Raw genomic sequence first — 25,961 nt, forward strand, 5'->3', positions numbered from 1 at the left:
TGCCCACGTCCGCGAGCAGACGGCTGATGAAGTCCAGGTCGCTTTCGTTGTACTGCATCACCTGGTCGCGCCGTGGGTACTCGCGTTTGAGCGTGAAGCGGAAGTCCCCGGGGACGAAGTCGTGACGTTTGACCAGGATGCTCCTGACGATCTCCGGCACCGATTGATTCTGGTAGATGCGCGTTTGCTGGCCGCGGGCGAGCAGCGCCAGGCGCGGTTGCAGGGTGACCTGGTAACGGGCTTCGTCGACCGAGCCGGACAGGCGCTGGCAGCTGGTGATCCGGCCGTACAGGGTGCGCAGGGGTGTGGGCGGTTTGGGCGCTTCCCAGGAGAATACCTGCAGGGTCGAGGGATCGGCGTACAGCTTGAAGTCGGCGTATTGGCCGATGAGTTTTTCCGCGCCGAGGTCGAGGTCGCTGCAGGTGAATTCGATGCGGTAGGTGAAGGGCTGGCTGAGGTGTTCTTCGCCGTTGAAGGCGAGGACGTCGAGGGCGGTGGCGAGGTTGTCGATGTGCAGTTTGTGGCGACTGTGGTCGAAGAAGGTGCGCAGGGTGGTGCTCATGGTCAGGCCTTCCTGGTCTGTGGGGGGACGTGCAGGAAAGGCGGTGCTTTCACCCGAGTCCTGGGGGGTGAAAGCTTTCAAGAAGCGTGCAAGGTTTGAAATAGGACGTTTCCGAGGCGTGCGTAGGAAGCATCCAGTAGCCGGGTGCACTTGATTCCGTAAGAATTTTTTCAGCCCGGCCGGTACGACGCGAGCTTCTTTGGCAGCGCTAAAGCTTTGGGGACGGGCGTGTGGCGAGGAAGCCGGTTCCTGCGCCACACGGTTCAGCGCTTAATCCCTGTGGTAGCGGGCCCGCGATGAGGCCGGAACATCCAGCCTGTTACATCTTGCCGGGGAGGTTTTTGTTAACAAAACCGAACCCCGGGCGTAGCGTGGTATCGAAGTCCTTATCCACGCGACGTAGAGAGGCACCCCATGAACCGATACGTGTTTGGCGCCATTGTGCTGGCCTTGAGTGCCATATTGGGCTCTCTGGCCGATGCCTCTGCTGCGTTGCAATTGGCCCAGAACCTGCCGGGCCGCACCAACAACAACCCTTACAACAGTCCGATCCACCGGGCCAACCCCAACAGCATGCAAGGCACTCAACCCAGCGCTCCGGCCATACGCGGACCCAATACCATGCCGGTCCAGCGCTCGCCGACACTGGACAACGGTGGCATCGGTAATCGCTATCCCGACCGGACCGCTCCCGCCAGCCCACTGAAATTCATTCCCAATCCTGCCCCGCGAGACACCGGCACCAACAACCGTTGAGTAGCAGGCATCACCTCTGCCCGCTACTTTTCACCAAACCTCATGTTCATCGGAAAAGGAATCCTGCATGTTGCGCAAAAACCTCTTGGCAACCCTCTGTGCCAGCGTATTGATCAGCGCCACTGTTCCTGTGCTTGCCGCGCCCGCCTGGACGATGAAAAGCGAAGAAGGCACCCTCGAGGTCACCCCCGTCGTGACGGGGCTGGAGCACCCATGGGCCCTGGCATTCCTGCCGGATCGTAAAGGCATGCTGGTAACCGAGCGCCCCGGCAACCTGCGATTGGTGACTGTCGACGGCAAGCTGTCAGCACCGCTCAATGGCGTGCCAACGGTCTGGGCCAAGGGGCAGGGCGGCTTGCTGGACGTGGCGTTGTCACCGGATTTCAAGCAGGACCGGACTGTCTATCTGTCCTATGCCGAAGGGGGTGGTGAGGATAACAAGGCCGGTACTGCGGTGGGGCGCGGCCGGCTCTCCGACGATATGACGGCGCTCAAGGATTTCCACGTGATCCTGCGTCAGGAACCCAAACTCTCGGTGGGCAACCATTTCGGCTCGCGGCTGGTGTTCGATCGCGACGGCTATCTGTTCGTGACCCTGGGGGAAAACAACGACCGCCCGACCGCGCAGGACCTCGACAAACTGCAGGGCAAAGTGGTGCGGATCTACCCGGACGGCACGGTGCCCAAGGACAACCCCTTTGTCGGCCAGGCCAACGTGCGCCCGGAGATCTGGTCCTACGGGCAGCGCAATCCGCAAGGCGCGGCGCTCAACCCGTGGAACGGCACACTGTGGGAAAACGAACATGGCCCCCGCGGCGGCGATGAAATCAACATCATCGAGCGTGGCAAGAACTATGGCTGGCCGCTGGCGACCCATGGCATCAACTACTCCGGTCTACCGATTCCCGAAGCGAAGGGCGATACCGTCGAAGGCACCGTTGCCCCGAACCATGTCTGGGAAAAATCCCCGGGCCTGAGTGGCATGGCGTTCTACGATGCCGACCGTTTCAAGGCGTGGCAACGCAACGTGTTTATCGGCGCGTTGGTCAGCCAGGAACTGATCCGCCTGGAGTTCGATGGCGACAAGGTCGTGCACGAGGAGCGGTTGCTCGGGGAGTTGAAAAAACGCATTCGCGATGTGCGGCAGGGGCCGGATGGCTATTTGTATGTGTTGACCGATGAGGAGAACGGTGGCGTTTACAAAGTCGGGTTGAAGTTGCCGGCTGACTAAAGGCATCTACAAAAACTTGCCATTGACTTGCCACCACCGCCCGGCTAATTTCAAGCCATGACTTCCACCGTATTGCGCTGCCAGCCAAGCATTATTACCGCCATTCCTCATTTGGCGGGTTAGCTCACGACTGCAGCACCCAACCCGCCCTTGAGGCGGGTTTTTACTTTCTGTCTCCCGGGCCCCGATCAACGTCAGGAGACGACCATGAGTTTTACAGCCGATCAACAAGCCCTGCTTGAGCGCTACGTGAAAAAAATCCTTGCCGCGCCGGTGTATGAACTGGCCGTGCGCACGCCGTTGCAAGCGGCGCCGGCCTTGTCCCAAGCCTTGGGCAATCAGGTCCTGCTCAAGCGTGAAGACTTGCAACCGACCTTTTCCTTCAAGATCCGCGGCGCCTACAACAAGCTGGTGCAATTGAGCGAGGCGCAAAAGGCTTGTGGCGTGGTTACCGCTTCTGCCGGCAATCATGCCCAGGGTGTGGCGCTGGCTGCTCGGGAACTGGGGATCAGTGCCACCATCGTCATGCCATGCACGACGCCGCAACTGAAGGTGGTTGGGGTTCGCAGTCGTGGCGCCGATGCGGTATTGCACGGCGAAAGCTTTCCGTTTGCTTTGGCGTATGCGCTGGATCTGGCCCGGGAAACCGGTCGCACCTTTGTTTCGCCCTTCGACGATCCGCAAGTGATCGCGGGGCAAGGCACGGTGGCCATGGAAATTCTGCGCCAGCATCAAGGGCCGCTGGATGCGATCTTCGTGCCGGTGGGTGGCGGGGGGCTGATCGCAGGCATCGCCGCTTACGTCAAATACTTGCGACCGCAGGTGCGCATCATCGGTGTCGAATCGGAGCATTCTGCATGCCTGCATGCCTGCAAGCCGCTTTGCTGGCCGGTGAGCGAGTGATCCTGCCCAGCGTCGGCACCTTCGCCGACGGGGTGGCGGTGGCACAGATCGGCGCTTACGGGTTTGAGGTGTGCCGGTTTTGCGTCGATGAGGTGGTGACGGTCAGCAACGACGAGCTGTGTGCCGCGATCAAGAATATCTACGACGATACCCGCTCGATCACCGAACCTTCCGGCGCGCTGGCGGTGGCCGGGATCAAGAAGTACGTGGCACAGTGCGGCGCTCGTGGTCAGACCCTGGTCGCCATCGACTCGGGTGCCAACATCAATTTCGACAGCCTGGGGCATGTGGCCGAGCGAGCTGCGTTGAGTGGCGCTCCGGCATGACACTCGGGCAGGCCGACAGCGGGCACCACAAGGGTCCGCCGGATGGCCGGGTTATTCCTGAGTGGCTTTCTCGACCTTGTTCGACGCCGACCAGATTCGGTAGCGCACTTCGATGTCCTTGGGTACATACAGCACGAGCGGCAGCTTGCTGTTGTAACGCAGCAGGAAGCCGTCACCGACCACCGGTACAAAATCCTGTTTGCGCGTGCCGTCCGGGCAGGCCATCAGCGTGCTCATCGGGCCAATGACGTTTTCCAGGCGATAGAACGGGTAGCCCCAGCCCTCGAGGTTCTTCTCCTCGAGAATGCCGCCCAGACGCGGGTTATTGCAGTCGACGGTCATCATCTTGCCGGCCAGGATCTCGACCTGGAAGTCGTTTTCCCGGGGCTGTGGCGCGAGGTGGATCACCTGGCGGGTAAACCCGCTTTCGGCCTTTGGATAGGGCGCGGTGTCTTCGAGTTTGGCGGCGTGTGCCAGGCCCGTCAGTCCGAGAGCGAACAGCCCGAGTGTCGCGTGTGCAGTCAAAGAACTCATGGTTGCCTCCTTGCTTGAAGTGAAGGGCGGCATTCTCACTGCCGTGTACGGTGAAAGCAAACCTGCAGCGCCCAGCATGCAAATTGCACGGTCACAAGGGGGGCTTTTTGCAAACTGCATGACAGGCTTCACGGGTGACTTGCCTAAATCCTTGAATTGCCGATGAGCTGCGCAGCGAAATCCAGGGCATGTTTTATGCTGTAGCTGTCCTTGAAGCTTGCCGGGATTTCATATGAGCGAGCATTGATCGTTATTGGCAGTCTCACATAGGAGGGAGTCGCCATGTTTCTTTCTGCCTTGGAACTTCGCAACATCATCGAAAGCAGTTTTCTACCCAAACGCTGCCAGTGCACGCTATCACCGGATCTGTCGATGACCGTCAAGGTCTATGCCGACGGGCAAACCGATCAGCTCGATCTATTGGTCACCGGCATCGATGCTTCCGGGCTCAATGGTTGTCGGGAAATAAACGAGTTGATTGCCCAACTGCGTTCCAGTCAGCATCACGTAGAGGTCGAGCCGCACTCGACGCTGGGCAAAGCGCTTTAACCTGCGGTTTCGAGTTCCACCGACACGCGCCGGGTCTGGTAGAACGCCAGGCCCAGCGCCAGTTCGACGGCAACCGCCAGCAAATCAGACTTTTCGGTCAGCCCTGGTTCTCGCAGGCGTCGGAAAGTTTACGGTAGGTAATTTCTGCGGGTTTTCCCCTGTCATCGATGTACTTCATCTCGGCATCTACCACTTTGCACTCCAGGGTGTCCGGCTCGGTCAGTGAAATCACTTTGCTGACATGCAATGGCATGCCGTAGTGATAGGGCACGGCTTGAGAGTCAGTGGTGTCATTGGCCTGAGCCAGGCCGGCAAACGCGGTGCAGGCGAGGGCGGCGGTAACCAGCAGGGTGCGAGTGTTCATCAGCGATCTCCGGTGCGGACGGAAAGTCAGTTCGATGTGTGGCTTGTCGAACCTGCCGCACTGGGCGTCAGAACAGTCTGAGGGCGTGCGGTCCAGTGAAGTGTTGGACCGCACGGTTAAACGAGGGTTAACCCGGCTTAAACGCCGCCTGTCGCGGATGCGCGATCCTGTGTATCAGTTAAGACCATCGGGCGCCTGATGGAAAGTCATCGCGAACAAGGGTGGACACAAATACAGTGAGCGACCTGCGACCCTGTAGGAGCGAGCTTGCTCGCGAAGAGGCCCTCGAATTCAGCGCAAATCCAGTTGCTGGCGATAAGGCAAATCCGGCCCGGTCTTGCTGCACGTCAGCGCCGCCGCCTGGACCGCGAACTTCAGCATGCGGTCGATCTGCTCGCGGCCAAGTTGCTTCACACCCTCTACCGAATCCAGCTGCTGTTCGGTCAACCAGGTAATCAGCGCCGCCTGAAAGGTATCGCCCGCGCCCACAGTGTCGGCGATTTTTACCTCACAGGCGGGAGTCGACCACGAACCGTGAGCCTGGCTGAACACACTGGCGCCTTCGCCACCCCGGGTCAGGAACACCAGCTGACAACGGTGCTGCAACCAGCCTTCGATCACCTGCGCCGGATCCTGGTCGGGATACAGCAGATGCAGGTCCTCGTCGCTGACCTTGATCAGGTCAGCCAGCTCCACCAGCGTCGCGATCCGGTTACGCCACAGGTCAATGTCCGGCTGCGGATTCAGGCGCACGTTCGGATCGAGGCTGATCAGGCGCCTGCCGCTTTCCCGGCGCACCAGCGCCAATAGGGTGTCGGCAATCGGCTGCACCACCAGAGAAAACGAGCCGATATGCAGGCCGCGCACCTCAGGCCCGAGTACCGGCAGGTGTTGCGGTTGCAATTGTCGATCCGCGCAGCCCTCGCCACGGAAGCTGTACTGCGGCGAGCCATTGGTCCCCACGGCGACCATCGCCAGGGTGGTCGGCGCGGCAAAATCCAGCAGGTAGTCCTGGCACACGCCTTCATCTTGTAACACTTGCAGCAGGCGACGGCCCAGGTAGTCGGTGGACAACCCGGCCAACAGCGCCGCGTCCACGCCCAATCGGCGCAAGCCCACCGCCACATTGAACGGCGAACCACCGGCAATGGCTTTGAAGTTCAGTTTGGAAGCCAGACCGCTGGCGTCGTTTTCACTGAAAAAATCGAACAGCGCTTCGCCACACACCAGGTACATAGTTATTCACTCTTCAAAGGGTTGCGACATGCTGTTGATAGCGTTCATACGCCTGCTGACAGGCGTGTACATTGTCGGCGACCGGCAGGGTTTCACTGGCCGGATCGAGTTTGACGCAGCGCTCGCACAAGTCCGCCAGGCTGTGTTCGTGCCCGTTCGCCCAGGATACGCACCAGGCCGCCTGGATCGCCGCACCGAGAGCCGCGGCCTCGCTTTGTTCGGTGCAGATCACCGGGGTGTTCATGGTGTCGGCGACGATCTGCCGCCACAGCGCGCTTTTCGAACCGCCGCCGATCAGCCGAATGCTGCGAGTTTGTAGGTCATTGCGGCGTAGCAGGTCCAGTCCGTAACGCAATCCGAACGTCGTGCCTTCGACCACCGCTCGGCACAGGTTGGCCCGGGTCAGGTTGGTCATGGTCAGGCCCGACAGGCTGCCGCTGGCGTGGGGCAGGGCGGGCACCCGCTCCCCGTTGAAAAACGGCAGCATGCAAACGCCTTCGGCTCCGATCGGCGCCTGGGCAACGAGCTCATTGAACTGATCGATGTCGAGGTCCAGCAGGTCACGAATCAGGCCGGTGGCATTGGTCAGGTTCATGGTGCAGATCAAAGGCAGCCAGCCACCGCTTGAAGAACAGAACGTGGCAACTGCAGCTTGCGGGGCGACGTTCGGTTGATCGGCATAGGCGTACACCGTACCCGACGAACCGAGGCTCATGGTGATCACCCCCGGCTGGATGTTGCCGGTGCCAATGGCGCCCATCATGTTATCGCCGCCGCCACTGGACACCAGTGCCCGCGGGTTGATGCCCAGGTGTTCGGCAATGCCCGGCAGAATCGTGCCGACCGCCTGGTGGGCATCGATCAACTCCGGCAGGGCGGCTTGCAGGCGTCCGCTCGGGTCGATGTCACGCAACAATTGCAAATCCCACCGGCGCGTACGCACATTGAAATACCCGGTGCCCGAGGCATCGCCGTATTCGCTGCAACTGCGGCCGGTGAGCCAATGGTTGAGGTAGTCGTGGGGCAACAGGATACGGGCGATGCGGGAAAACACCTCGGGATGCTGCTCTTTGGTCCATAGCAGTTTGGACAGGGTGTAGCCCGGCGCGATGACCACGCCGAGGCGTTCCAGCGAAGCCTTTTCACCACCCAGGTGGGCCAGCAGGCGGTCATTTTCCGGGGTGGTCTCGGTGTCGCACCAGAGCTTGGCCGCACGCAATACCTTGCCCTGATCGTCGAGCAGTACCAGGCCATGTTGCTGGCCGGACACGCCAATGCCGAGGATCGACTGGCCATCGGCTTTAGCCGCGAGCAATGCACGGCGGGTGGCGGTGGCGAAGGCTTCCAGCCACTGCTGGGTGTCCTGTTCACGGCGGCCGTTGGCGCCGCTGATCATCGTGTGGGCGGCCGCTCCCTGACCGAGCACTTCGCCACTGGCCGCGTCGAGGATGATGGCTTTGGTGCCCTGAGTGCCGCAGTCGATGCCGAGGAAGAGTTGTCGGGTTGTCATGCAAGATCCTTGGTCGTCAGCTCGATACAAGTCTGGATTCAGTATCCCTGTGGTGCCTGTCCGGCCGCCTTCGCGAGCAAGCCCGCTCCCACACTAGATTTATAGTGAACACCGCATTTGTGTTCGACAGCGCTTCAGTGTGGGAGCGGGCTTGCTCGCGAAGGCGGACTCAGACTCACCGCCACATTTATGCCAAAACTCGTTCCAACGTCCGCGACACCCCCACCTCGCGCAAACTGTTGCAACACCACTCGAACGCCGCGACAAACTCCGCCGAGCGGGGAATCGCCGTACCAAAAATCTCCTCGACCGCCAGCAAACGCTGGGTAATCAGCGCGTCATCGGCCACCAGCGCCTGGCAGAACGTTGCGCGCGGGTCCGGTATCGAATAGGTCTCGCCATGTTCATCCACACCCTTGAGGTATAACGCCCACGCCGCCACCACCAACGCCGCTCGTTTGGTTTCGCGGCCATCGGCGATCAAGCGGTTGATGGTCGGCACGGTGAATTTCGGAAACTTCGACGAGCCGTCCGAACACACCCGTTCAAGCTGATCGGCAATCGCCTGATTGGAGAAGCGCGTCACCAGGGTGTCCTTGTACTCGGCCAGGTCGATTCCCGGTACCGCCGGCAACTGCGGCGTCACATCCAGGTCCATGTAGGCACGCATGTAGCGCACGAACAGCGGGTCGTTCATGGTCTCATGGACGAAGCGGTAACCCTTCAAGAATCCCAGGTACGTCAGCGCCAGATGACTGCCGTTGAGCAGCTTGATCTTCATTTCTTCGTAGGGCGTGACGTCGTCGGTGAACTGCACGCCGACTTTTTCCCAGGCCGGGCGACCGTTGACGAATTTGTCCTCCAGCACCCATTGCACAAAGGGCTCGCAGACCACTGGCCAGGCATCATCCAGCCCATGCTGGTCGGCCAGCTGCAAACGGTGTTGGATGCTGGTCATCGGCGTGATGCGGTCGACCATGGCGTTGGGGAAACTGACGTTGGCGTCGATCCAGTCGCGTAATACGCTGTCGTGCAAGGCGGCAAAGGTCAACAGGGCCTTACGGGTGACGGCACCGTTGTGCGGCAGATTATCGCAGGACATCAGGGTGAAGGCCGGCGTGCCGGCGGCGCGACGCTTGGCCAGTGCGGCACAGAGGAAACCGAACACGGTTTTCGGCGCCTCCGGGTGCGCCAGGTCATGCTGGATCTGCGGCAAGTACGCCATGAATTCACCGGTGCTGTCGTCGATGCAGTACCCGCCTTCGGTGATGGTCAGCGAGACGATGCGGATCTCTGGGCTGGCCAGTTTGTCGATCAACGCCTGGGCATCGTCTTCGGCCAGCAGCATGTCGCCAATTGCCCCGATCACCCGCACCTCGGTGTCGTCGTTATCACCAAGCTCGAACAAGGTAAACAGGTAGTCCTGCTCCTTGAGATCGTCACGGGCGCGGCGGTCCTCGGCGCGCAGGCCGACACCGCAGATGGCCCAGTCCAGCGCCTCTCCGGTGTTCATCAGTGCATCGGTGTAAAACGCCTGATGGGCGCGATGGAAACCACCGACGCCGATGTGTGCGATGCCTTGGCGGGTATCGCCCAACGCGTAGGCGGGCAGGACCACTTCAGGCGCGAGGCGGTTGAGGTTCTGTTTGTTCAGTTTCATCGCAGGCTCTCTGAAATCAGGCAGCAACGCGCAGCGGGCGGGTCAGTGCCACGCCGTCGGCATCGAATAAATGGCAGTGTTGTGCATCCAGGTGCAGGCTCAGGGTTTCGCCATAACGGCTGGCCAGATCGCCGCGAACGCGCAGGGTCATGGCTTCGCCGGACGAGGTCAGGACGTGGCAGAAGGTGTCGCTGCCCAGGCGTTCGCTGACATCGGCGGTGACCTGCAAAGTGCAGTTGCCGGGTTTGGCCAGTTCCAGATGCTCGGGGCGGATGCCCAGCGTCACCGCCGCCCCGACGCTCAAATGCCTGCCGCTCAAGGGCAGGCTGATGCGGGTACCGGCGTCCAGTTGCACTTCGCAACCCTGACTGTCGGTGCGTGTGACCTTGCCTTTGAGAAAGCCCATTTTCGGCGTGCCGAGGAAACCGGCGACGAACAGGTTGGCCGGTTGGTGATAGAGATCCAGCGGCGAGCCGACTTGCTCGATCTTGCCGCCATTGAGTACGACCACTTTGTCGGCCATGGTCATCGCTTCGACCTGATCGTGAGTCACGTAGATCATCGTGGCTTGCAGTTCTTTGTGCAGGCGCAACAGTTCCAGGCGCATCTGCACGCGCAGGGCGGCATCAAGGTTGGACAACGGTTCGTCGAACAGGAAGATTTTCGGGTTGCGCACGATGGCGCGGCCAATCGCCACGCGTTGGCGTTGGCCACCGGACAGTTGCTTGGGCTTGCGCTCCAGCATCGGACCCAGTTCGAGGATGCGCGCCGCTTCGCCGACCTTTTTCTCCACCTCGGCCTTCGCCACGCCGGCCAGGTCGAGGGCGAACGACATGTTCTTGCGCACGCTCATGTGCGGGTACAGGGCGTAGGTCTGGAACACCATCGCCAGGTCGCGCTTGGCCGGGCTCACTTCGGTGATGTCGCGGCCATCGAGTTCGATGGTGCCGCCGCTGACTTCTTCCAGCCCTGCGATCAGCCGCAGCAACGTGGATTTGCCGCAGCCCGACGGGCCGACGAAGACCACGAATTCCTTGTCGTTCACTTCCAGGTCAATGCCCTTGATGATGGAAAAGCCTTCGAAGCCTTTTTGCAGATTCTTGATTTTCAGGTTGGCCATGGGAATGGGCCTCCGTTTGTTTTTATTCAATTAAACCGGGCGTGCTTTTTTGTAGGAGCGAGCTTGCTCGCGAAAAACTCGCAGACGACGCGTTCTTCCTGACAGCAAGCGCTATCGTTCACGTCCATCGCGAGCGAGCTCGCTCCTACAGGAATTCGGTGGTCTTCATTTCACGGCGCCGAACGACAGGCCACGTACCAGTTGTTTCTGGCTGATCCAGCCGAAGATCAGGATCGGTGCACAGGCCAGGGTCGAGACGGCCGACAACTTGGCCCAGAACAGCCCTTCGGGGCTTGAGTAAGAGGCGATCAACGCGGTCAGCGGTGCGGCTTTCGACGAGGTCAGGTTCAACGACCAGAAGGCCTCGTTCCAGCACAGGATCAGCGACAACAACACCGTGGACGCCAGGCCGCCCTTGGCGATGGGCAGCAACACCCGGAGCATTTCCTGCGCCAGTGTTGCGCCGTCCAGGCGCGCGGCTTCGAGGATGTCCTTGGGGATGTCCTTGAAGTAGGTGTAAATCATCCAGACCACGATCGGCAGGTTGATCAGTGTGTAGATGACGATCAGTGCAATGCGCGTATCGAGCAGCCCGAAACTCTTGGCCAGCAGATAGATCGGCATCAGCACGCCCACCGGCGGCAGCATCTTGGTCGAGAGCATCCACAGCAACGTGCCCCTGGTGCGCTGGGTTTCGTAGAACGCCATGGAGTAGGCCGCCGGCACCGCGATCAGCAGGCACAGGGCCGTGGCGCTGAAGGAAATCACCACCGAGTTCCAGGCGAAACTGAAATAGTCGCTGCGCTCGTTGATGTGCAGGTAGTTCGCAAGCGTCGGTATGAAGATGAACTGCGGCGGCGTGGCGAAGGCATCGATTTCGGTTTTGAAACTGGTCAGCACCATCCAGAAGATCGGAAAGAAGATCAGGATCGCGATGGCCCAGGCCAACGTACCGAGCAGCAGGCTTTGCAAACGACGGGATTGTTGAAGAGTCATGGCAGGCCTCAGGCTTTGTCGGTCAGGTTTTTGCCGATCATTCGCACCAGAATGATCGCGGCGATGTTGGCGATGACCACGGCGATCAAGCCGCCAGCCGAGGCCATGCCGACGTCGAACTGCACCAGCGCCTGGTTGTAGATCAGGTAGGCGAGGTTGGTCGAGGCGTAGCCGGGGCCGCCATTGGTGGTGGTGAAGATTTCCGCAAATACCGAGAGCAGGAAGATGGTTTCGATCATCACCACCACCGCAATCGGCCGCGCCAGGTGCGGCAATGTCAGGTGCCAGAAAATCGCGATGGGCCCGGCACCGTCCAGGCGTGCGGCTTCTTTCTGTTCCTGGTCGAGGGACTGCATGGCGGTCATCAGGATCAGGATCGCGAACGGCAGCCATTGCCACGAGACAATGATGATGATCGACAGCAGCGGGTAGTGCGCCAGCCAGTCCACCGGTTGTGCACCAAACAGCTTCCAGACGTAGGCGAGAATCCCCGAAACCGGATGGAAAATCAGGTTCTTCCAGATCAGCGCGCCGACGGTGGGCATGATGAAGAAGGGTGAGATCAGCAACACCCGCACGATGCCGCGACCGAAAAACTCACTGGCCTCCAGCAGCGCACTGATCAGCACGCCGAACACCACGCTGATCAGCAGCACGCTGCCCACCAGCAACAGCGTGTTGCTGGCGCCGGGCAGGAAGCCCGAGTCGGTGAGGAAGTAGGTGAAGTTCTCCAGCCCGACGAACGCGTTTTCGCCGGGGTTGAGCAAGTTGTAGCGGATGGTCGAGAAGTACAGAGTCATGCCCAGTGGCACGATCATCCACAACAGCAGCAATGCCACCGAAGGGCTGACCAGAAACCAGCCGGGATTGGTCACGCGGCTTTTGCGCTGCGGTTGGGCAATGTCCATGTGAGCTTTGGCAGTTGATGTATTCATGGTGATCACTTGCTCGTTATTCGGCGAGTTATTTGTGGCGAGGGAGCTTGCTCCCGTTCGGCTGCGAAGCAGTCGTAAACCTGGCGAAGATGTCCTGTCAGAAAAGACACTGTTGCTGGGTTTGGGGCCGCTTCGCAGCCCAGCGGGAGCAAGCTCCCTCGCCACAAAAATGAGTGCTGATGGGTTACTTGGGATAACCCGCGCGCTTCATTTCGCGTTCGGTGGTTTGCTGAGCCGCCGCCAGGGCCTGGTCAACCGTGGTCTGGCCGATCAGCGCTGCAGAGAAAGATTTGCCGACCTGGGTACCTATGCCCTGGAACTCGGGAATGGTCACCAACTGTATCCCGATGTAAGGCACCGGCCTGGCGCCCGGCTTGCTCGGGTCCGCGGCCTTGAGTGAATCCAGCGTGACCTTGGCGAACGGCGCCGCGTTCATGTACGCCTCGCTGTAGGTCGAAGCCCGGGTGCCTGGCGGTACGTTGGCGATGCCGTCCTTTTGCGCAACCAGTGCGCTGTATTCTTTGGAGGTGGCCCAGGCGCTGAAGGTTTTCGCCGCGTCCTTGGCTTTGGAACTGGTGGGAATGGCCAATGCCCAGGAGTACAGCCAGGCGGAGCCCTTGTCGGTGACTTGATGCGGCGCATAGGTGAAACCGACGTGATCGGTGACCTTGCTCTGGGCCTTGTCGGTCACGAACGAGCCGGCAACGCTGGCATCGACCCAGATCGCGCATTTGCCGCTGTTGAACAGCGCCAGGTTTTCATTGAAACCATTGCTCGAGGCGCCCGGCGGGCCGGATTTCTTCATGGTGTCGACGTAGAAGTTCAGCGCGTTTTTCCACTCGGGGCCGTTGAATTCCGGCTGCCACTGTTCATCGAACCAGCGAGCGCCATAGGCGTTAGCGACAGTGCTGATCAGCGCCATGTTCTCGCCCCAGCCGGCCTTGCCCCGCAGGCAGATGCCGTACTGTTCCTGCTCGGGTTTGTTGAGCCTGGCGGCGAACTCACCGATCTGCTCCCAGGTCGGGTGCTCGGGCATGCTCAGGCCGGCGTCCTTGAACAGGTCGGTGCGGTAGTAGGTGATCGAGCTTTCGGCGTAGAACGGCAGCGCATACAGCGAGCCTTTGACGGACAGGCCTTCGCGCACCGACGGGAACACATCGTCGAGGGCGTAGCTGGCCGGCAAATCCTTCATCGGCTCCAGCCAGCCCTTGGCGCCCCAGAGTGCGGCTTCGTACATGCCGATGGTCAGCACGTCGAACTGCCCGCCCTGGGTGGCGATGTCGGTGGTCAGGCGCTGGCGCAAGACGTTTTCTTCGAGCACCACCCAATTGAGCTTGATGTCCGGATGCTCGGCCTCGAAGGTTTTCGAAAGCTTTTGCATGCGGATCATGTCGCTGTTGTTGACGGTGGCGATGGTCAGGGTCTGGGCGCCGAGACTGACGCTACTGAGGGTCATGCAGGTGAGGGCAAGCAGAGCTTTTACAGAAGGTTGCATCGTGCACTCCTTTTCTGCACCCGGTGGGTTACAGAAGGACAGTTATTGTTTTTGTGTCTTCCTGCGCAGGGAAGAATGTGCGCTGATTACAACCTTCAACAGCGGGCGAGACAAATCATCCATCGCACTTTAATCGATACTTTTTTGCACTGGTGTTTAGGGCGGTAGACAAAGGGAAGGGCTTTTCAGCGAAGGAGGGGTATTGAAACCGTACAGGTTTTATAGCTTTCAGCAGAATTTGATTTTTAACCCAGGTTTTGATCGGTCAGCCGCTGCACCACCAACCGCCGATAATGCGACGGCGTCATGCCCTTGAGTTGCTGGAAGCGCCGGTTGAAGTTGGAAATATTGTTGAAGCCCGACTCGAAGCACACGTCGGTCACCGGTTTGTCGCCATCGGCCAACAACTCGCAAGACTTGCTGATGCGCAGGCGATTGACGAATTCGATGAAATTGCGTCCCGTGGCCTGCTTGAATACGCGGCTGAAATAAGTCGGTTTCATGCCCAGATGATCGGCGACTTCTTCCAGCGTCAAGTCCCGGGCGTAGTGGGCAAAAATGTAATCCACCGCCCGGTTGGTGCGGTCGATGTTGTGCTCGTCGGCCAGTTGTGGCGTCGTGGCGCCAGAGAGTAATTGGTAATCGTCGGTGGCGGCGAGCAACTCCAGCAGGATGAAAAAGTGCCCAAGCCGGGTGACGCCGCTGGTATCGGCGATGCGCTGCATCAAGTCCATGGCCTGGGCGATGGTGTGCTTGCCGCGAAACTCGATGCCGTATTGCGCGCGCTCCAGCAGCGGCGCCAGGGTCTTGAGTTCGGCAAACACCTGATAGCCGCTGTCGAACAACTCGTCGGTGAAGTTGACCAGCATGTCGCGCTTGGGCACCACTTCGTCCTCGGCCACCTGGCTGATCCAGTTGTGGGGCAGGTTGGGGCCGGTCAGGAACAGGGTTTGCGGATAGAAGTTGCCGATGTAATCGCCAATGAACACCTTGCCGGAACTGGCGACGATCAGGTGCAACTCGTATTCCTTGTGGAAATGCCAGCGCACCAGCGGGCAGGGAAAGCCATGCTGGCGGTAGATGATGGACAACCCGTTGTGGTCATCCATCAATTCATAGGACGGATCGGTGACTCTGGCGGTGCGGGTCATGTCAGGGCGCTTGTGTTGTTATCCCGCCCTGATCATGCCTCCAGCCGGATGGATAACGCTACTCTGCCGTTCGTGATTGGGCACCTGTTTATCCATGCCGCTGTTGCTTGAGGCGGGATTGGGCCTTCAATACGTTTGCCGCGCGGCAGTTGTGAACCAGGTTTGACTCTTCAAAAAAATCCACATTGATAATGCTGCACTTGTGAATCCATGGTTTGTTGACATCGAACCAATCATTCAGCTCTTTGGGGATGCTGACCGGGCCACCGACGACGGAGTAAGCGGTGGCAGATAGAGACCATGGGAAGCTTGAAGAGGGAGGGCTAGTCATGACGGTTTTAATAAAAGACTCGAGGTGTTGGACATCGGTGATGGCGGAGCCGCTCCATTTGTGTTGAACGCTCCTGCAAAAGGCTTGTGGGTCCAGGTCCGGGTGATGATCGGCGGCGAGCAGTACCCGTTGAGTCCTGCTGATGCGTTTCAACTGTCCAAGCGTCTTGCGGCTGTGTTCACGAGGAATGATGAGTTCGCCTAAACTGCGCACGAGGCGGTCACTGAACTCCTTGAAGTTAAAAGGACGATTTCCACGTTCCAGTTTGTGGAAGTCGAGGATTATGAACTCATCGGGATTATGCACTAGAAAGCTGGAGACATCCTGAGCTAGCTGAGAGAGCTCGCGATAGGATCGCACTCCGTTATGGTGAAAGTAAAAATACAAGTAACTATCGCCATTCCTGATATTCATGTCGAATTCAAGCCTGATGTCGAATGCCCTGGCGCCGTTCATCAGTTGATAATAAAAAGAGTCGTTTTGGCAGACGGACCAGTGCGTGGTTGGCGCCCAGATATAGTTACCGTACTTGTCTGAGCCGGCATTATGTGCGCCAGGCAAAATCAGCTCGCCGAGCGTCAGGTTTTCGATGATTGGAATATGACTCATCCAGTCGTTGAGTGTGGATCTGTAATGGCCGTACTTAAGTTCTGGTTGTGCTTCGTTACTATCGTTCATGGTGCGTCCGTGCAAACAGGTTGGATAGGGTTTTATGCACTAAATGCTTTATCGCATTTGGCGGAGAGGGGGTTTATAGCAACTAAAAAACAAGAATGCCACTCGTACGCTTCAGGCAGGAGTGGCGGGGTGTTTCGTATTGTTAATAAGTTATCCAGTGAGTTTTATACAGGGTCATTTTCGGCGATTCATTGGGCCCGGTTTTTCGCTTCAATCCATTGCGCCATGTATTGAGTACTTTTGTGATGGTGATGGCGCAACATGCTGCCGGTAAAGTTATCGCGTCTGATGTTTGCCAGATTCCGTTGGCAATCGACTAGCCGCTGGATCAAGGCCGGGCCATGAACGGATTTCCGGTAACGGTTGGCCAGCAGGATTTGCCCGTGCGCCTGGGCGAGCAGCCAACGCGTCTTGTCGTTGTGCAGTTGCACGGCATGTTCGGCGAACTCGCGTGCCGAACGGGTCACTGCACCGGGCCATGTCTCTGCGCCATGCATCGCCTCCGCACCGACTGGCGTCGTCACATTCGGTGTGCCACAGAGCATCGCATCGATAATCTTGCCCTTGATTCCCGCGCCAAAACGCAGAGGCGCCATACAGACCCGCGCTGCCGACATGACTTGCAAGGCGTCCTCGGCCCAGTTCATTACATGAAAACCCTGGGCCGGATTATGCAGGGCCGTCGCCTTGGGTGGTGTGTAGGCACCATAGATATGCAATTGAGCGCTGGGTAATTGCTCGCGAATCAGCGGCCAGATCGCGGTTTTCAACCAGAGCACCGCATCCCAATTGGGTGCATGGCGAAAGTTGCCGATATGCAGAAAGTGCGCCCGGTCTTCGAACGCTACCGGCGCATTGGCCGCAAGTTCGACCATCAATGGGCACCAATGCAACAAGTTGCGGGGAATCCTGAACTGCTCGACCAGCAATTGGATTTCCACTTCGGAAACCATCAGCGTCAAATCACAACGATAAAATGAGGCGATCTCGCGCTTTGCCAGATCGGTGTTGGCCATGTGTTCAAATTCTTCACGCTCTGCCGGTGCGAACAGGCCGCTGAAGTCATTGTTGTCATCACTGGTTTTCAAACGCTCCTTGAGGCGTTGATGCCGGCCATGCCTGAGGCTTTGCAGGTCGCAACTTTCGAGCACGCGCAGGGCATCGGGACAATGCTTCTCGACCCGCCAGCCGAACTGTTCCTCCATCATGAATTGATCGAACAACACGATGTCCGGCGCCAGTTCGCTGATGAACTCATCGAAACTGCTGTTGTTCAGCTCAATCGGCACTTCGCGAATGCCCAACGCCGTCAGGTCTGCGCGTTGTTCGCCGAAGCCCGCCGGGCTGCTGAACGTGATGTCCCAGCCTTGTTGCAGGAAAACCTCGAGGATTTGCATGACATGGCCGCTGGCCGCGGAAGAGCGGGGCTCGGGCCAGACGTAACCAATGACCAGGACTTTGGTTGCGCGGGGCTGATTCATGTACGGCAATTCCTTGAAGCGAAGACAGGGCAGGGACGAAAAAGGCGCGCATTAAACCACAGCGGATCGCAAGGTCACTCGAGAATGCCTTTGACCTTGTCGCGCAACTGATCGATGGAGAACGGCTTGCCGATCAAGTGCATGCCTTGAGGCACTTCGAGGGTTTCGGCATAACCGCTGGCAAACAGGATGGGCAGGGCTGGACGTAAAGCTCGTGCTTCATTGGCCAGTTCGCGGCCGTCCATGACCGGCAGGCCGACATCAGTCATCATCAGGTCAATGTGCTGGCTCACGTTCTTGAGCATCTCCAGCGCCTGTCCGCTGCCGTCGGCTTCCAGCACGTTGAATTCCAGTTCTTCCAGTACGTCGACGATAAGCATGCGCACGATGGCATCGTCTTCGACGACGAGGATGGTGGAGGCGTTGGCGGATGGCATGGTCGAATTCCTGAAAAGATTGACATTGCCGGGCGCTGGAAATCACCGTCCCCTTACATGAGTGAGTGGCGGATCCCGACAAGTTCCCAACGCGATGCAAAAAAGAACCGGGCGCAGGTCAGGCAAGGATAACCCACCACTTTGCGTGAGCGCAGCGGAATGTAGGACCTTGTGCGAAACCATGTCAGAAAATTGGATCAAGGCGCCAGTTCTGGGGCAAACTCCTTGCACTTTGACAGTTCGACAAGGCCTGACCCATGCCCTCCGCGTCCTCGGTTGATGAGCAACGATTTCGTAAACTCCTGAGCCGCAACATCGGCCTGCCATTGGGTCTGGGTCTCATCAGCGCGGTGTTCTTCGTTTCGCTGATCAGCTATTTACTGTTGACGATCCAGTGGGTGCAACACACCGACCGGGTGATCAATAACGCCAATGAAGCGCTCAAGCTGACCGTGGACCTGGAAACCGGGATGCGCGGTTTCCTGCTCAGTGGCGACGAACATTTCCTCGATCCCTACGAAACCGCCAAGCCGCGAATTGCCGTGGCCCTCAACACCTTGCTCGAGCTGACCGCCGACAACCCGCTGCAGACTGACCGCGTGCTGCGGTTGCAGGCCTTGCAGCTGGAATGGGCCAGCTACGCGCAATCGATGATCGATTTGCAGCGCAGCAGCGGTGACTATCGCGCCGTGGTCAAGGCGGGGCGCGGCAAACGCCTGACCGATGAAATTCGCAAGCAATTCGAGGACGTGATCGACTCCGAGCAACAACTGCGCACCGCTCGCAGTGAAGACGTGCGGCGCACCACAGTCTGGAGTATCAGCTTCTATCTGTTGTTCATTGCCGGCGTCAGTGGCTTGCTGGCGTATATCGGGCGCCGCGATTTGCTCAATCTTTCGCAAAGCTACAGTGTCAACCTCGCTGCCCAACAGGCCAGCGCCCATCGCCTGGAACAGCAAGCCTGGCTGCGCAACGGTCAGACTCAACTCGCCGGGCAGGTGCTGGGACAGTTGAGCCTGAGCCTGCTGGGACGCAATATTCTGCAATTTTGTGCGCAGTACCTTGGCGCCGCCGTGGCAGCTATTTATGTGCGCGAAGACCACGGCGGCCTAAAACGCATCGCCACCTACGGGTTTTCCCGTGAGCAAGAAGAGCGCGAGCAGCAGATTTACAGCGAAGAAGGCATTGTCGGCCAAGTGGCGCAACAGGCACGGTTGATTCGCCTGGACGAGGTACCGGTCGATTACTTCAAAGTCAGCTCCGGCCTCGGCGAAGGTTTGCCACGCAGTGTGCTGGTGGTGCCAACCAGTGATGACGAGCGGGTCAATGGCGTGATCGAACTGGGCTTTCTGCGCTCACTGACGGACCGTGATGTTGAATTGCTTGAGCTGATTGCCGGCAACATCGGCACCTCGATCGAGGCTGCACGCTATCGTCAGCGTTTGCAGGAGGTATTGGCCGAAACCCAGCAACTCAACGAAGAATTGCAGGTTCAGCAGGAAGAGCTCAAGGCCGCCAACGAAGAGCTCGAAGAACAGTCACGGATTCTCAAGGAGTCCCAGGCACACCTGGAAATCCAGCAGGTGGAGCTGGAGCAGACCAACGAACAACTCGCCGAACAGGCACAAGCACTGGCCGAGCAACGCGACGCCATGGAGCTGAAGAATACCGAGCTCAATCAGGCCCGGATCCAGCTCGAAGAACGTGCCGTAGAGTTGCAGCGCTCGAGCCAGTACAAGTCCGAATTCCTCGCCAATATGTCCCACGAGTTGCGCACGCCGCTGAACAGCTCATTGATCCTGGCCAGGCTTCTGGCGCAAAACCCGGAGGAAAACCTCAGCGCCGAGCAGGTCAAATTCGCTGAATCGATCTACTCCGCCGGCAATGACTTGCTCAACCTGATCAACGACATTCTGGACATTTCCAAGGTCGAGGCCGGCAAGTTGGAGATCCGTGCGCAGAACACCAGCGTGGCGCGTCTGGTCGAAGGCCTGCGCGGTCTGTTTCAGCCGTTGGCGTCGGACAAACAGCTGGATTTCCAGGTGGATGTGCAGGACGGCGCGCCGCTGATGCTGTTCACCGACCGCCAGCGCCTGGAGCAGGTGCTCAAGAACCTGCTGTCCAACGCCGTGAAATTCACTGAAAGCGGCAGCGTGTGCCTGTCCGTCGCCACGGTGCCGAACGACGGCATCGCGTTCAGCGTCCGTGATTCCGGGATCGGCATTGCGGCGCAGCAGCACGACAGTATTTTCGAGGCGTTCCGTCAGGCCGATGGCACCACCAGTCGGCGTTATGGCGGCACCGGGCTGGGCTTGTCGATCTCCCGTGATCTGGCGGCCTTGCTCGGCGGCTCCATCAGCGTGAGCAGCACACCGGGGCAGGGCAGTGCGTTTACCCTGGTACTGCCGCAGCAGTACAGGGAACCGGGTGAAGTACCTGTCGCACCGATGCGCGCCGAGACGATGGCGGCTGTGCCGAACGTAATGCCACCCGCGCCGTCGCCACTGCTGGCCGAGGTCAACATTGCGCGGTTCGACGACGATCGCAACAACGGTCCGTTCACCGGCCGCTGCATGCTGGTGGTGGAAGATGAGCCGAGTTTTGCGCACATCCTCTACGACCTTGCCCATGAACTGGGTTATCAGTGCCTGGTGGCCCATGGCGCCGACGAAGGCTACGACCTGGCCAAGACGTTCATCCCCGACGCGATCCTGCTGGACATGCGCCTGCCGGATCACTCTGGCCTGACCGTGCTGCAACGCCTGAAGGAGCACGCCGAAACCCGGCACATCCCGGTGCACGTGATTTCGGTCGAGGACCGGGTTGAAGCCGCGATGCACATGGGCGCCATTGGCTATGCGGTCAAACCGACCTCCCGCGAGGAACTCAAGGACGTTTTTGCGCGAATCGAGGCCAAGCTGACCCAGAAGGTCAAGCGCGTGCTGCTGGTCGAGGACGACGACTTGCAGCGCGACAGCATTGCCCGCCTGATCGGCGACGATGACCTCGAGATCACTGCCGTTGGTCTGGCGCAGGCGGCACTGGAGCTGCTGCGGACCTCGGTTTTCGATTGCATGATCATCGACCTCACACTGCCGGACATGCTCGGTAATGACCTGCTCAAGCGCATGTCCACCGAAGACCTCTGCTCCCTTCCACCGGTCATCGTCTATACCGGGCGCAACCTGACCCGGGATGAAGAGGCTGAATTGCGCAAGTATTCGCGCACGATCATCATCAAGGGCGCGCGCTCGCCGGAGCGGCTGCTGGATGAGGTGACGCTTTTCCTGCACAAAGTCGAATCGCAGTTGTCCCATGAACGGCAGAAGATGCTCAAGGTCGCTCGCAGCCGCGACAAGGTCTTCGAAGGCCGCAAGGTGCTGCTGGTGGATGACGATGTGCGCAACATTTTTGCCCTCACCAGTGCGCTGGAGCAAAAAGGCGCAGTGGTGGTCATTGGTCGCAACGGCCGCGAAGCGATTGAACGATTGAATGAGGTGCAAGACATCGATCTGGTGTTGATGGACGTCATGATGCCGCGGATGGATGGTTTCGAAGCCATTGTTGAAATCCGCAAGGACCCGCGCTGGCGCAAGCTGCCGATCATCGCGGTGACGGCCAAGGCCATGAAGGACGACCAGGAGCGCTGCCGGCAGGCCGGCGCCAACGATTACCTGGCCAAGCCCATCGACCTGGATCGCCTGTTTTCGCTGATTCGTGTGTGGTTACCGAAGGTGGAACGTATCTAGTGGAGCGCAATTTTTCAGTGGAGCGAAACAGCGAGATCGAATTGCGCTTGTTGATCGAGGCGATCTACCTCAAGTACAGCTACGATTTTCGCGATTACTCCGGCGCTTCGATCAAGCGCCGGGTCAACCATGCGTTGAGTCAGTTCGAGTGCAGTACCATCTCGGCGCTGCAGGAAAAGGTCCTGCGCGACCCCTCCGCGTTCATGCAATTGCTGCAATTGCTGACCATTCCGGTCAGCGAGATGTTCCGCGATCCTTCGCACTTCCTGGCCATCCGCAAAGAAGTGGTGCCGCTGCTGCGAACCTATCCTTCGCTCAAGATCTGGATCGCCGGATGCAGCACCGGTGAAGAAGTGTATTCGATGGCCATTGTGCTTCGCGAAGAAGGCTTGCTCGACCGCACGATAATCTACGCCACTGACATCAATCCGCGCTCGCTGGAAAAGGCCAGGCAAGGGATTTTCTCGATGGAGAATGTCCGCGCCTACACTGCTAATTACCAGCAGGCCGGTGGCCAGTGTTCTTTTGCCGACTACTATACGGCGGCCTATGGGTACGCGATTTTCGACAAGACTCTGCGCGAGAACGTAACCTTCGCCGATCACAGTCTTGCGACGGACAGCGTTTTTTCAGAAACCCAATTAATTTCATGTCGTAACGTACTGATTTACTTTAATAAAAAACTTCAGGATCGGGCATTCGGACTGTTTCATGAGTCTCTTTGCCATCGCGGTTTCCTGGTGTTGGGTAGTAAGGAAACCCCGGAATTCTCAGCCTTCGGCCATCAGTTCGAGCCGCTGGTCAAACTGGAACGGATTTACCGAAAATCATGAAAAGTGCAACGAACTTGCCGGCGATCGAAGCGATCGTGATCGGTGCCTGGGCCGGTGGCATCGGCCGTCTGCCTGCCGAGCTGGAACCAATCGCATGCTGAGTAATGTCCAGGCCAAACTGCTGATCGTCGACGATCTGCCGGAAAATCTGCTGGCGCTCGAAGCGCTGATCAAGCGTGAGGACTGCATCGTGTACAAGGCGCTGTGTGCCGACGAAGCCTTGTCCCTGCTGTTGCAGCACGAATTCGCCATGGCCATCCTCGATGTGAAGATGCCCGGCATGAACGGCTTCGAGCTGGCCGAGTTGATGCGTGGCACGGAAAAAACCAGGAATATTCCGATCGTTTTCGTCAGCGCCGCCGGGCGTGAACTGAACTACGCGTTCAAGGGCTATGAAAGCGGTGCCGTGGACTTCCTGTACAAGCCGCTGGACATCCTTGCGGTCAAGAGCAAAGTCAATGTGTTCGTCGACCTGTATCGCCAGAGTAAGGCGATGAAGGAACAAGTACTGGCCCTTGAGCAAAGTCGCCGCGAACAGGAGACCCTGCTCAAGCAACTGCAAAGCACCCAGCTGGAACTGGAGCAGGCGGTGCGCATGCGCGATGACTTCATGTCCATCGTCGCCCATGAAGTGCGAACGCCGCTCAACGGCCTGATCCTTGAAACCCAACTGCGCAAGAAGCACCTGGCCCGGGAAAACGCCACCGCCTTCACCCTGGACAAGATGCACGCCATGGTCGACCGCGACGAGCGGCAGATCAAAAGCCTCATACGCTTGATCGAGGACATGCTAGATGTCTCGCGCATTCGCACCGGAAAGTTGTCGATTCGGCCAACGCGCTTCGATCTTTCGGCACTGGTGAGCGAGTTGTTGCAGAATTTTTCCCGGCAGATCGACGCCGCCGAGGCGTCGGTCACGCTGGATGCCGAGCAGCCGGTGATCGGAAATTGGGATGAATTTCGTATTGAACAGGTGATTTCCAACCTGTTGACCAACGCCTTGCGCTACGGGGCCAAGGGCCTGGTCTCGGTGAAAGTCTACAGTGAAGAAGGCCGGGCGCTGGTGGACGTGCAGGACCAGGGGATCGGTATCAGCGAAGAAGACCAGAAGCGGATTTTCCAGCAGTTCGAACGGGTATCGGCCAAACATATCGGTGCCGGACTGGGACTGGGATTGTTTATTTCAGAACAGATTGTCGCCGCCCATGGCGGTACTATTACGGTCCAGAGCAGGATTGGCGAAGGCGCCCTGTTTCGCGTTTGTCTGCCGCTGCAGGAAAACAGCCAGATAAACGCAACCTCTGATCGACCTCACGGTCGTATCAGCAGCAATTGACCGAGCAAAGGCTTCCCATGAGCGAAGATGCACAAGATGTAGTACTCGTCGTCGAGGACGATCCCTCTATTCTGATGGTGCTGTCCGCTTATCTGTCGGGCGAGGGCTACCGCGTATTGCAGGCGGAAAACGGCGAGCAGGCTTTTGAAATCCTCGCGAGCAAACCGCACCTGGACATGATGATCACCGACTTCCGCCTGCCCGGCGGCATCTCCGGCGTGCAGATCGCCGAACCCGCCGTGAAGCTGCGACCGGAACTCAAGGTGATTTTCATCAGCGGCTATGCCCAGGAAATCCGTGAGACCGACAGCCCGATTACGCGCAAGGCACCGATCCTGGAAAAACCCTTCGATCTGGATAAATTGCAGGAATTGATGCAGGACATGCTTTCGTAAGCATTCAGGCGCTGATCATCTCCCAGACCTTCGCTGTCGACAGATCGAAGGTAAACGGCTTGGCAGATCATCTGCATGCCCGGATCGAGAAACCCGCCGCGCACTGCCGCAATGGGCAGCCTGTTCACTTGACCCTTGGCCGGGACGACGGTTAAACGAAATGTCAGTCGGGGTCAAAGCCCTTGTTGCAATGCCGGATCGTCGGGGTTCATCTGTTCGAGTTGGGCCAACAGAACCTGTACGTTTTGCAGCTGGCCGCTTTCCTTCCAGTAATTGATCAAGAGCACCCGGGCCTTGCGGTCGTTCGGGTGGCGCTGGACGACTTCCTGTAATTGTTTCTGCGCCGCTTCCAGTTCCTGCTCACCGTGCAATGTGGTGGCCAGGTCGTAGCGGTAGTCCCGGTTATTGGGCTCGAGTTCAACGGCTTTGGACAGGCCGAGCAGGGCGAATTCGCTTTGGTCGTGATGCAGCAGCCAGAGCCCCAGGGCATGTTGCAGGTAGGCCGAATCGGGTTGTGCCTGGAGTTGCCTGGCCAACAACTGCCGGGCGGCGTCGTTTTGGCCCTGTTTATCCAGTACTTCGATTTGCAGCACCAGCGCCGGCAGGTTGTCCGGTGCCAGGCGCAGGGTATTGTCCAGCGCCTGTTGCGCTTGCTTGAGCTCGGCGTTGTGCAGGTGCAGCCGGGCCAGTTGGTATTGGTTTTCGGCGCTTTGCGGCTCGCTCTTGAGCACTTGCTCCCAGGCATCGATGGCTTGCTCCAGCGGCCCGAAATACAGGCCGAGTTCATCCGGGGACAAACCCAGCAGCGCGTTGATGGCGGCCAGCCGCACGCTTTGTTCGCTGTCATCGAGCAATGGCCCCAGCAGCAGACTGCGCTGGCCGCTCGGTACCAGGCCGCTGATACTCCTGATCGCAGCGATACGGACCTCGGGCGACTCGTTCTGCAGGTCGGCATCCGCCAGCTTCAGGGCCACCGAGCTTGGATAGTTGGGCAGCTCGGCATGCAACCAGACACGACGCTTGGGGGACAGGTCCGGACGACCCAATTGCTGATAGAGCAACCGTGCGGCACCGGGTTGACCACCCCGGGCTGCTGCCAGTGCTTCGCTGTAGCCATGTTGTATGGCTTCGGGAACCACCGGGGCGGTATCGCGCAGGGGAACCCACGCAAGACCGATGACGAGCAGGGCGAAGAGGCTGATAAACAGATAGCGGCGGGACTTGGGCATGCAGGAATCCGGAAGCTGGCGAGCTTTTGCAAAGGTCGCCAGCTTCGGTCAGGCCAGGCTTTGAGTCAAACCTTGACGACGCTCACTGACGATTCAATGGGCCTGCAAACGGTGTCGACAGCAAAACCTGTCGAGGCTCCCAGCAGTGACTACGCTTGCTGGAG

22 protein-coding genes and 1 pseudogene are annotated in these 25,961 nt (G+C 59.0%); 8 read left to right on the forward strand and 15 right to left on the reverse strand.

What is annotated here, in order from left to right:
• Positions 1–562: type VI secretion system tip protein VgrG (vgrG, locus tag KW849_RS04060; RefSeq protein WP_218427903.1), on the reverse strand; the 562-nt coding region annotated here is incomplete at its 3' end.
• A gap of 414 nt (positions 563–976) precedes the next feature.
• On the opposite strand from vgrG, the gene KW849_RS04065 reads away from it, so the two are divergent.
• The 3 genes and pseudogenes from KW849_RS04065 to ilvA all read left to right on the forward strand — a co-directional run bounded on the left by KW849_RS04065 (position 977) and on the right by ilvA (position 3,778).
• Positions 977–1,318, forward strand: coding sequence for a hypothetical protein (locus KW849_RS04065; protein WP_218427906.1), 342 nt, complete (start codon positions 977–979; stop codon positions 1,316–1,318).
• 67 nt (positions 1,319–1,385) lie between these two features.
• Positions 1,386–2,549 carry a PQQ-dependent sugar dehydrogenase gene (locus KW849_RS04070; protein ID WP_218427908.1) on the forward strand — a complete coding sequence of 388 codons (1,164 nt, stop codon included), beginning with the start codon at positions 1,386–1,388 and terminating at the stop codon, positions 2,547–2,549.
• Between the two features lie 207 nt (positions 2,550–2,756).
• A pseudogene (gene ilvA / locus KW849_RS04075) lies at positions 2,757–3,778 on the forward strand (threonine ammonia-lyase, biosynthetic).
• A gap of 51 nt (positions 3,779–3,829) precedes the next feature.
• On the opposite strand, the gene eco reads toward ilvA, so the two are convergent.
• Positions 3,830–4,312 carry a serine protease inhibitor ecotin gene (eco, locus tag KW849_RS04080; protein ID WP_218427910.1) on the reverse strand — a complete coding sequence of 161 codons (483 nt, stop codon included), beginning with the start codon at positions 4,310–4,312 and terminating at the stop codon, positions 3,830–3,832.
• Between the two features lie 282 nt (positions 4,313–4,594).
• On the opposite strand from eco, the gene KW849_RS04085 reads away from it, so the two are divergent.
• Positions 4,595–4,861 (forward strand): DUF1652 domain-containing protein, encoded by a 267-nt coding sequence (locus KW849_RS04085; RefSeq protein ID WP_218427912.1) that lies wholly within the window; start codon positions 4,595–4,597, stop codon positions 4,859–4,861.
• 97 nt (positions 4,862–4,958) lie between these two features.
• Here KW849_RS04085 and KW849_RS04090 read toward each other — a convergent pair whose 3' ends face one another.
• The 12 genes from KW849_RS04090 to KW849_RS04145 all read right to left on the reverse strand — a co-directional run bounded on the left by KW849_RS04090 (position 4,959) and on the right by KW849_RS04145 (position 18,255).
• Complete coding sequence (locus tag KW849_RS04090) at positions 4,959–5,225, reverse strand: DUF2790 domain-containing protein (RefSeq protein WP_218427915.1); 267 nt, start codon at positions 5,223–5,225, stop codon at positions 4,959–4,961.
• 291 nt (positions 5,226–5,516) lie between these two features.
• Entirely contained in the window at positions 5,517–6,461 is a 945-nt protein-coding gene (locus KW849_RS04095) for a carbohydrate kinase (RefSeq protein WP_218427917.1), read from the reverse strand.
• 13 nt (positions 6,462–6,474) lie between these two features.
• Positions 6,475–7,971 (reverse strand): xylulokinase, encoded by a 1,497-nt coding sequence (gene xylB, locus KW849_RS04100; protein ID WP_218427919.1) that lies wholly within the window; start codon positions 7,969–7,971, stop codon positions 6,475–6,477.
• A 187-nt stretch (positions 7,972–8,158) separates the two neighbouring features.
• The gene (locus KW849_RS04105) at positions 8,159–9,631 is read right to left on the reverse strand and encodes a mannitol dehydrogenase family protein (protein WP_218427921.1); all 1,473 of its coding nucleotides are present in this window, start codon (positions 9,629–9,631) and stop codon (positions 8,159–8,161) included.
• A 16-nt stretch (positions 9,632–9,647) separates the two neighbouring features.
• Complete coding sequence (locus tag KW849_RS04110; protein ID WP_218427923.1) at positions 9,648–10,751, reverse strand: ABC transporter ATP-binding protein; 1,104 nt, start codon at positions 10,749–10,751, stop codon at positions 9,648–9,650.
• A gap of 165 nt (positions 10,752–10,916) precedes the next feature.
• Positions 10,917–11,747, reverse strand: a complete 831-nt coding sequence (locus KW849_RS04115; RefSeq protein ID WP_218427924.1) for a carbohydrate ABC transporter permease — start codon at positions 11,745–11,747, stop codon at positions 10,917–10,919.
• Between the two features lie 8 nt (positions 11,748–11,755).
• Entirely contained in the window at positions 11,756–12,682 is a 927-nt protein-coding gene (locus KW849_RS04120) for a carbohydrate ABC transporter permease (protein WP_218427926.1), read from the reverse strand.
• Between the two features lie 184 nt (positions 12,683–12,866).
• The gene (locus KW849_RS04125) at positions 12,867–14,177 is read right to left on the reverse strand and encodes a sugar ABC transporter substrate-binding protein (RefSeq protein ID WP_218427928.1); all 1,311 of its coding nucleotides are present in this window, start codon (positions 14,175–14,177) and stop codon (positions 12,867–12,869) included.
• Positions 14,178–14,422: 245 nt separating this feature from the next.
• On the reverse strand, positions 14,423–15,328 hold the full coding sequence (locus KW849_RS04130; protein WP_218427930.1) for an AraC family transcriptional regulator: 906 nt from the start codon (positions 15,326–15,328) through the stop codon (positions 14,423–14,425).
• Positions 15,329–15,416: 88 nt separating this feature from the next.
• Positions 15,417–16,337 carry a phospholipase gene (locus KW849_RS04135; protein WP_218427932.1) on the reverse strand — a complete coding sequence of 307 codons (921 nt, stop codon included), beginning with the start codon at positions 16,335–16,337 and terminating at the stop codon, positions 15,417–15,419.
• 188 nt (positions 16,338–16,525) lie between these two features.
• The gene (locus KW849_RS04140; RefSeq protein ID WP_218427934.1) at positions 16,526–17,818 is read right to left on the reverse strand and encodes a glycosyltransferase; all 1,293 of its coding nucleotides are present in this window, start codon (positions 17,816–17,818) and stop codon (positions 16,526–16,528) included.
• A 74-nt stretch (positions 17,819–17,892) separates the two neighbouring features.
• On the reverse strand, positions 17,893–18,255 hold the full coding sequence (locus KW849_RS04145) for a response regulator (protein WP_218427936.1): 363 nt from the start codon (positions 18,253–18,255) through the stop codon (positions 17,893–17,895).
• A gap of 257 nt (positions 18,256–18,512) precedes the next feature.
• Here KW849_RS04145 and KW849_RS04150 point away from each other — a divergent pair, with 257 nt between their 5' ends.
• From KW849_RS04150 to KW849_RS04165, 4 genes are all read left to right on the forward strand, one after another.
• A complete protein-coding gene (locus KW849_RS04150) occupies positions 18,513–22,004 on the forward strand; it encodes a response regulator (RefSeq protein ID WP_218427938.1) in 3,492 nt (1,163 codons plus the stop codon).
• A complete protein-coding gene (locus KW849_RS04155) occupies positions 22,004–22,837 on the forward strand; it encodes a protein-glutamate O-methyltransferase CheR (protein WP_218427940.1) in 834 nt (277 codons plus the stop codon). Before KW849_RS04150 ends, KW849_RS04155 begins: the two co-directional genes overlap by 1 nt.
• Positions 22,838–22,931: 94 nt before the next feature.
• The gene (locus KW849_RS04160; RefSeq protein WP_218427943.1) at positions 22,932–24,173 is read left to right on the forward strand and encodes a hybrid sensor histidine kinase/response regulator; all 1,242 of its coding nucleotides are present in this window, start codon (positions 22,932–22,934) and stop codon (positions 24,171–24,173) included.
• Positions 24,174–24,190: 17 nt separating this feature from the next.
• Positions 24,191–24,568 carry a response regulator gene (locus KW849_RS04165; protein ID WP_007983728.1) on the forward strand — a complete coding sequence of 126 codons (378 nt, stop codon included), beginning with the start codon at positions 24,191–24,193 and terminating at the stop codon, positions 24,566–24,568.
• Positions 24,569–24,741: 173 nt separating this feature from the next.
• On the opposite strand, the gene KW849_RS04170 is transcribed toward KW849_RS04165, so the two are convergent.
• The gene (locus tag KW849_RS04170) at positions 24,742–25,797 is read right to left on the reverse strand and encodes a lipopolysaccharide assembly protein LapB (protein WP_218427946.1); all 1,056 of its coding nucleotides are present in this window, start codon (positions 25,795–25,797) and stop codon (positions 24,742–24,744) included.
• Between the last annotated feature and the right edge of the window lie 164 nt (positions 25,798–25,961).

It is taken from the genome of Pseudomonas sp. PDM26 (assembly GCF_019219185.1).
Taxonomy (GTDB): domain Bacteria; phylum Pseudomonadota; class Gammaproteobacteria; order Pseudomonadales; family Pseudomonadaceae; genus Aquipseudomonas.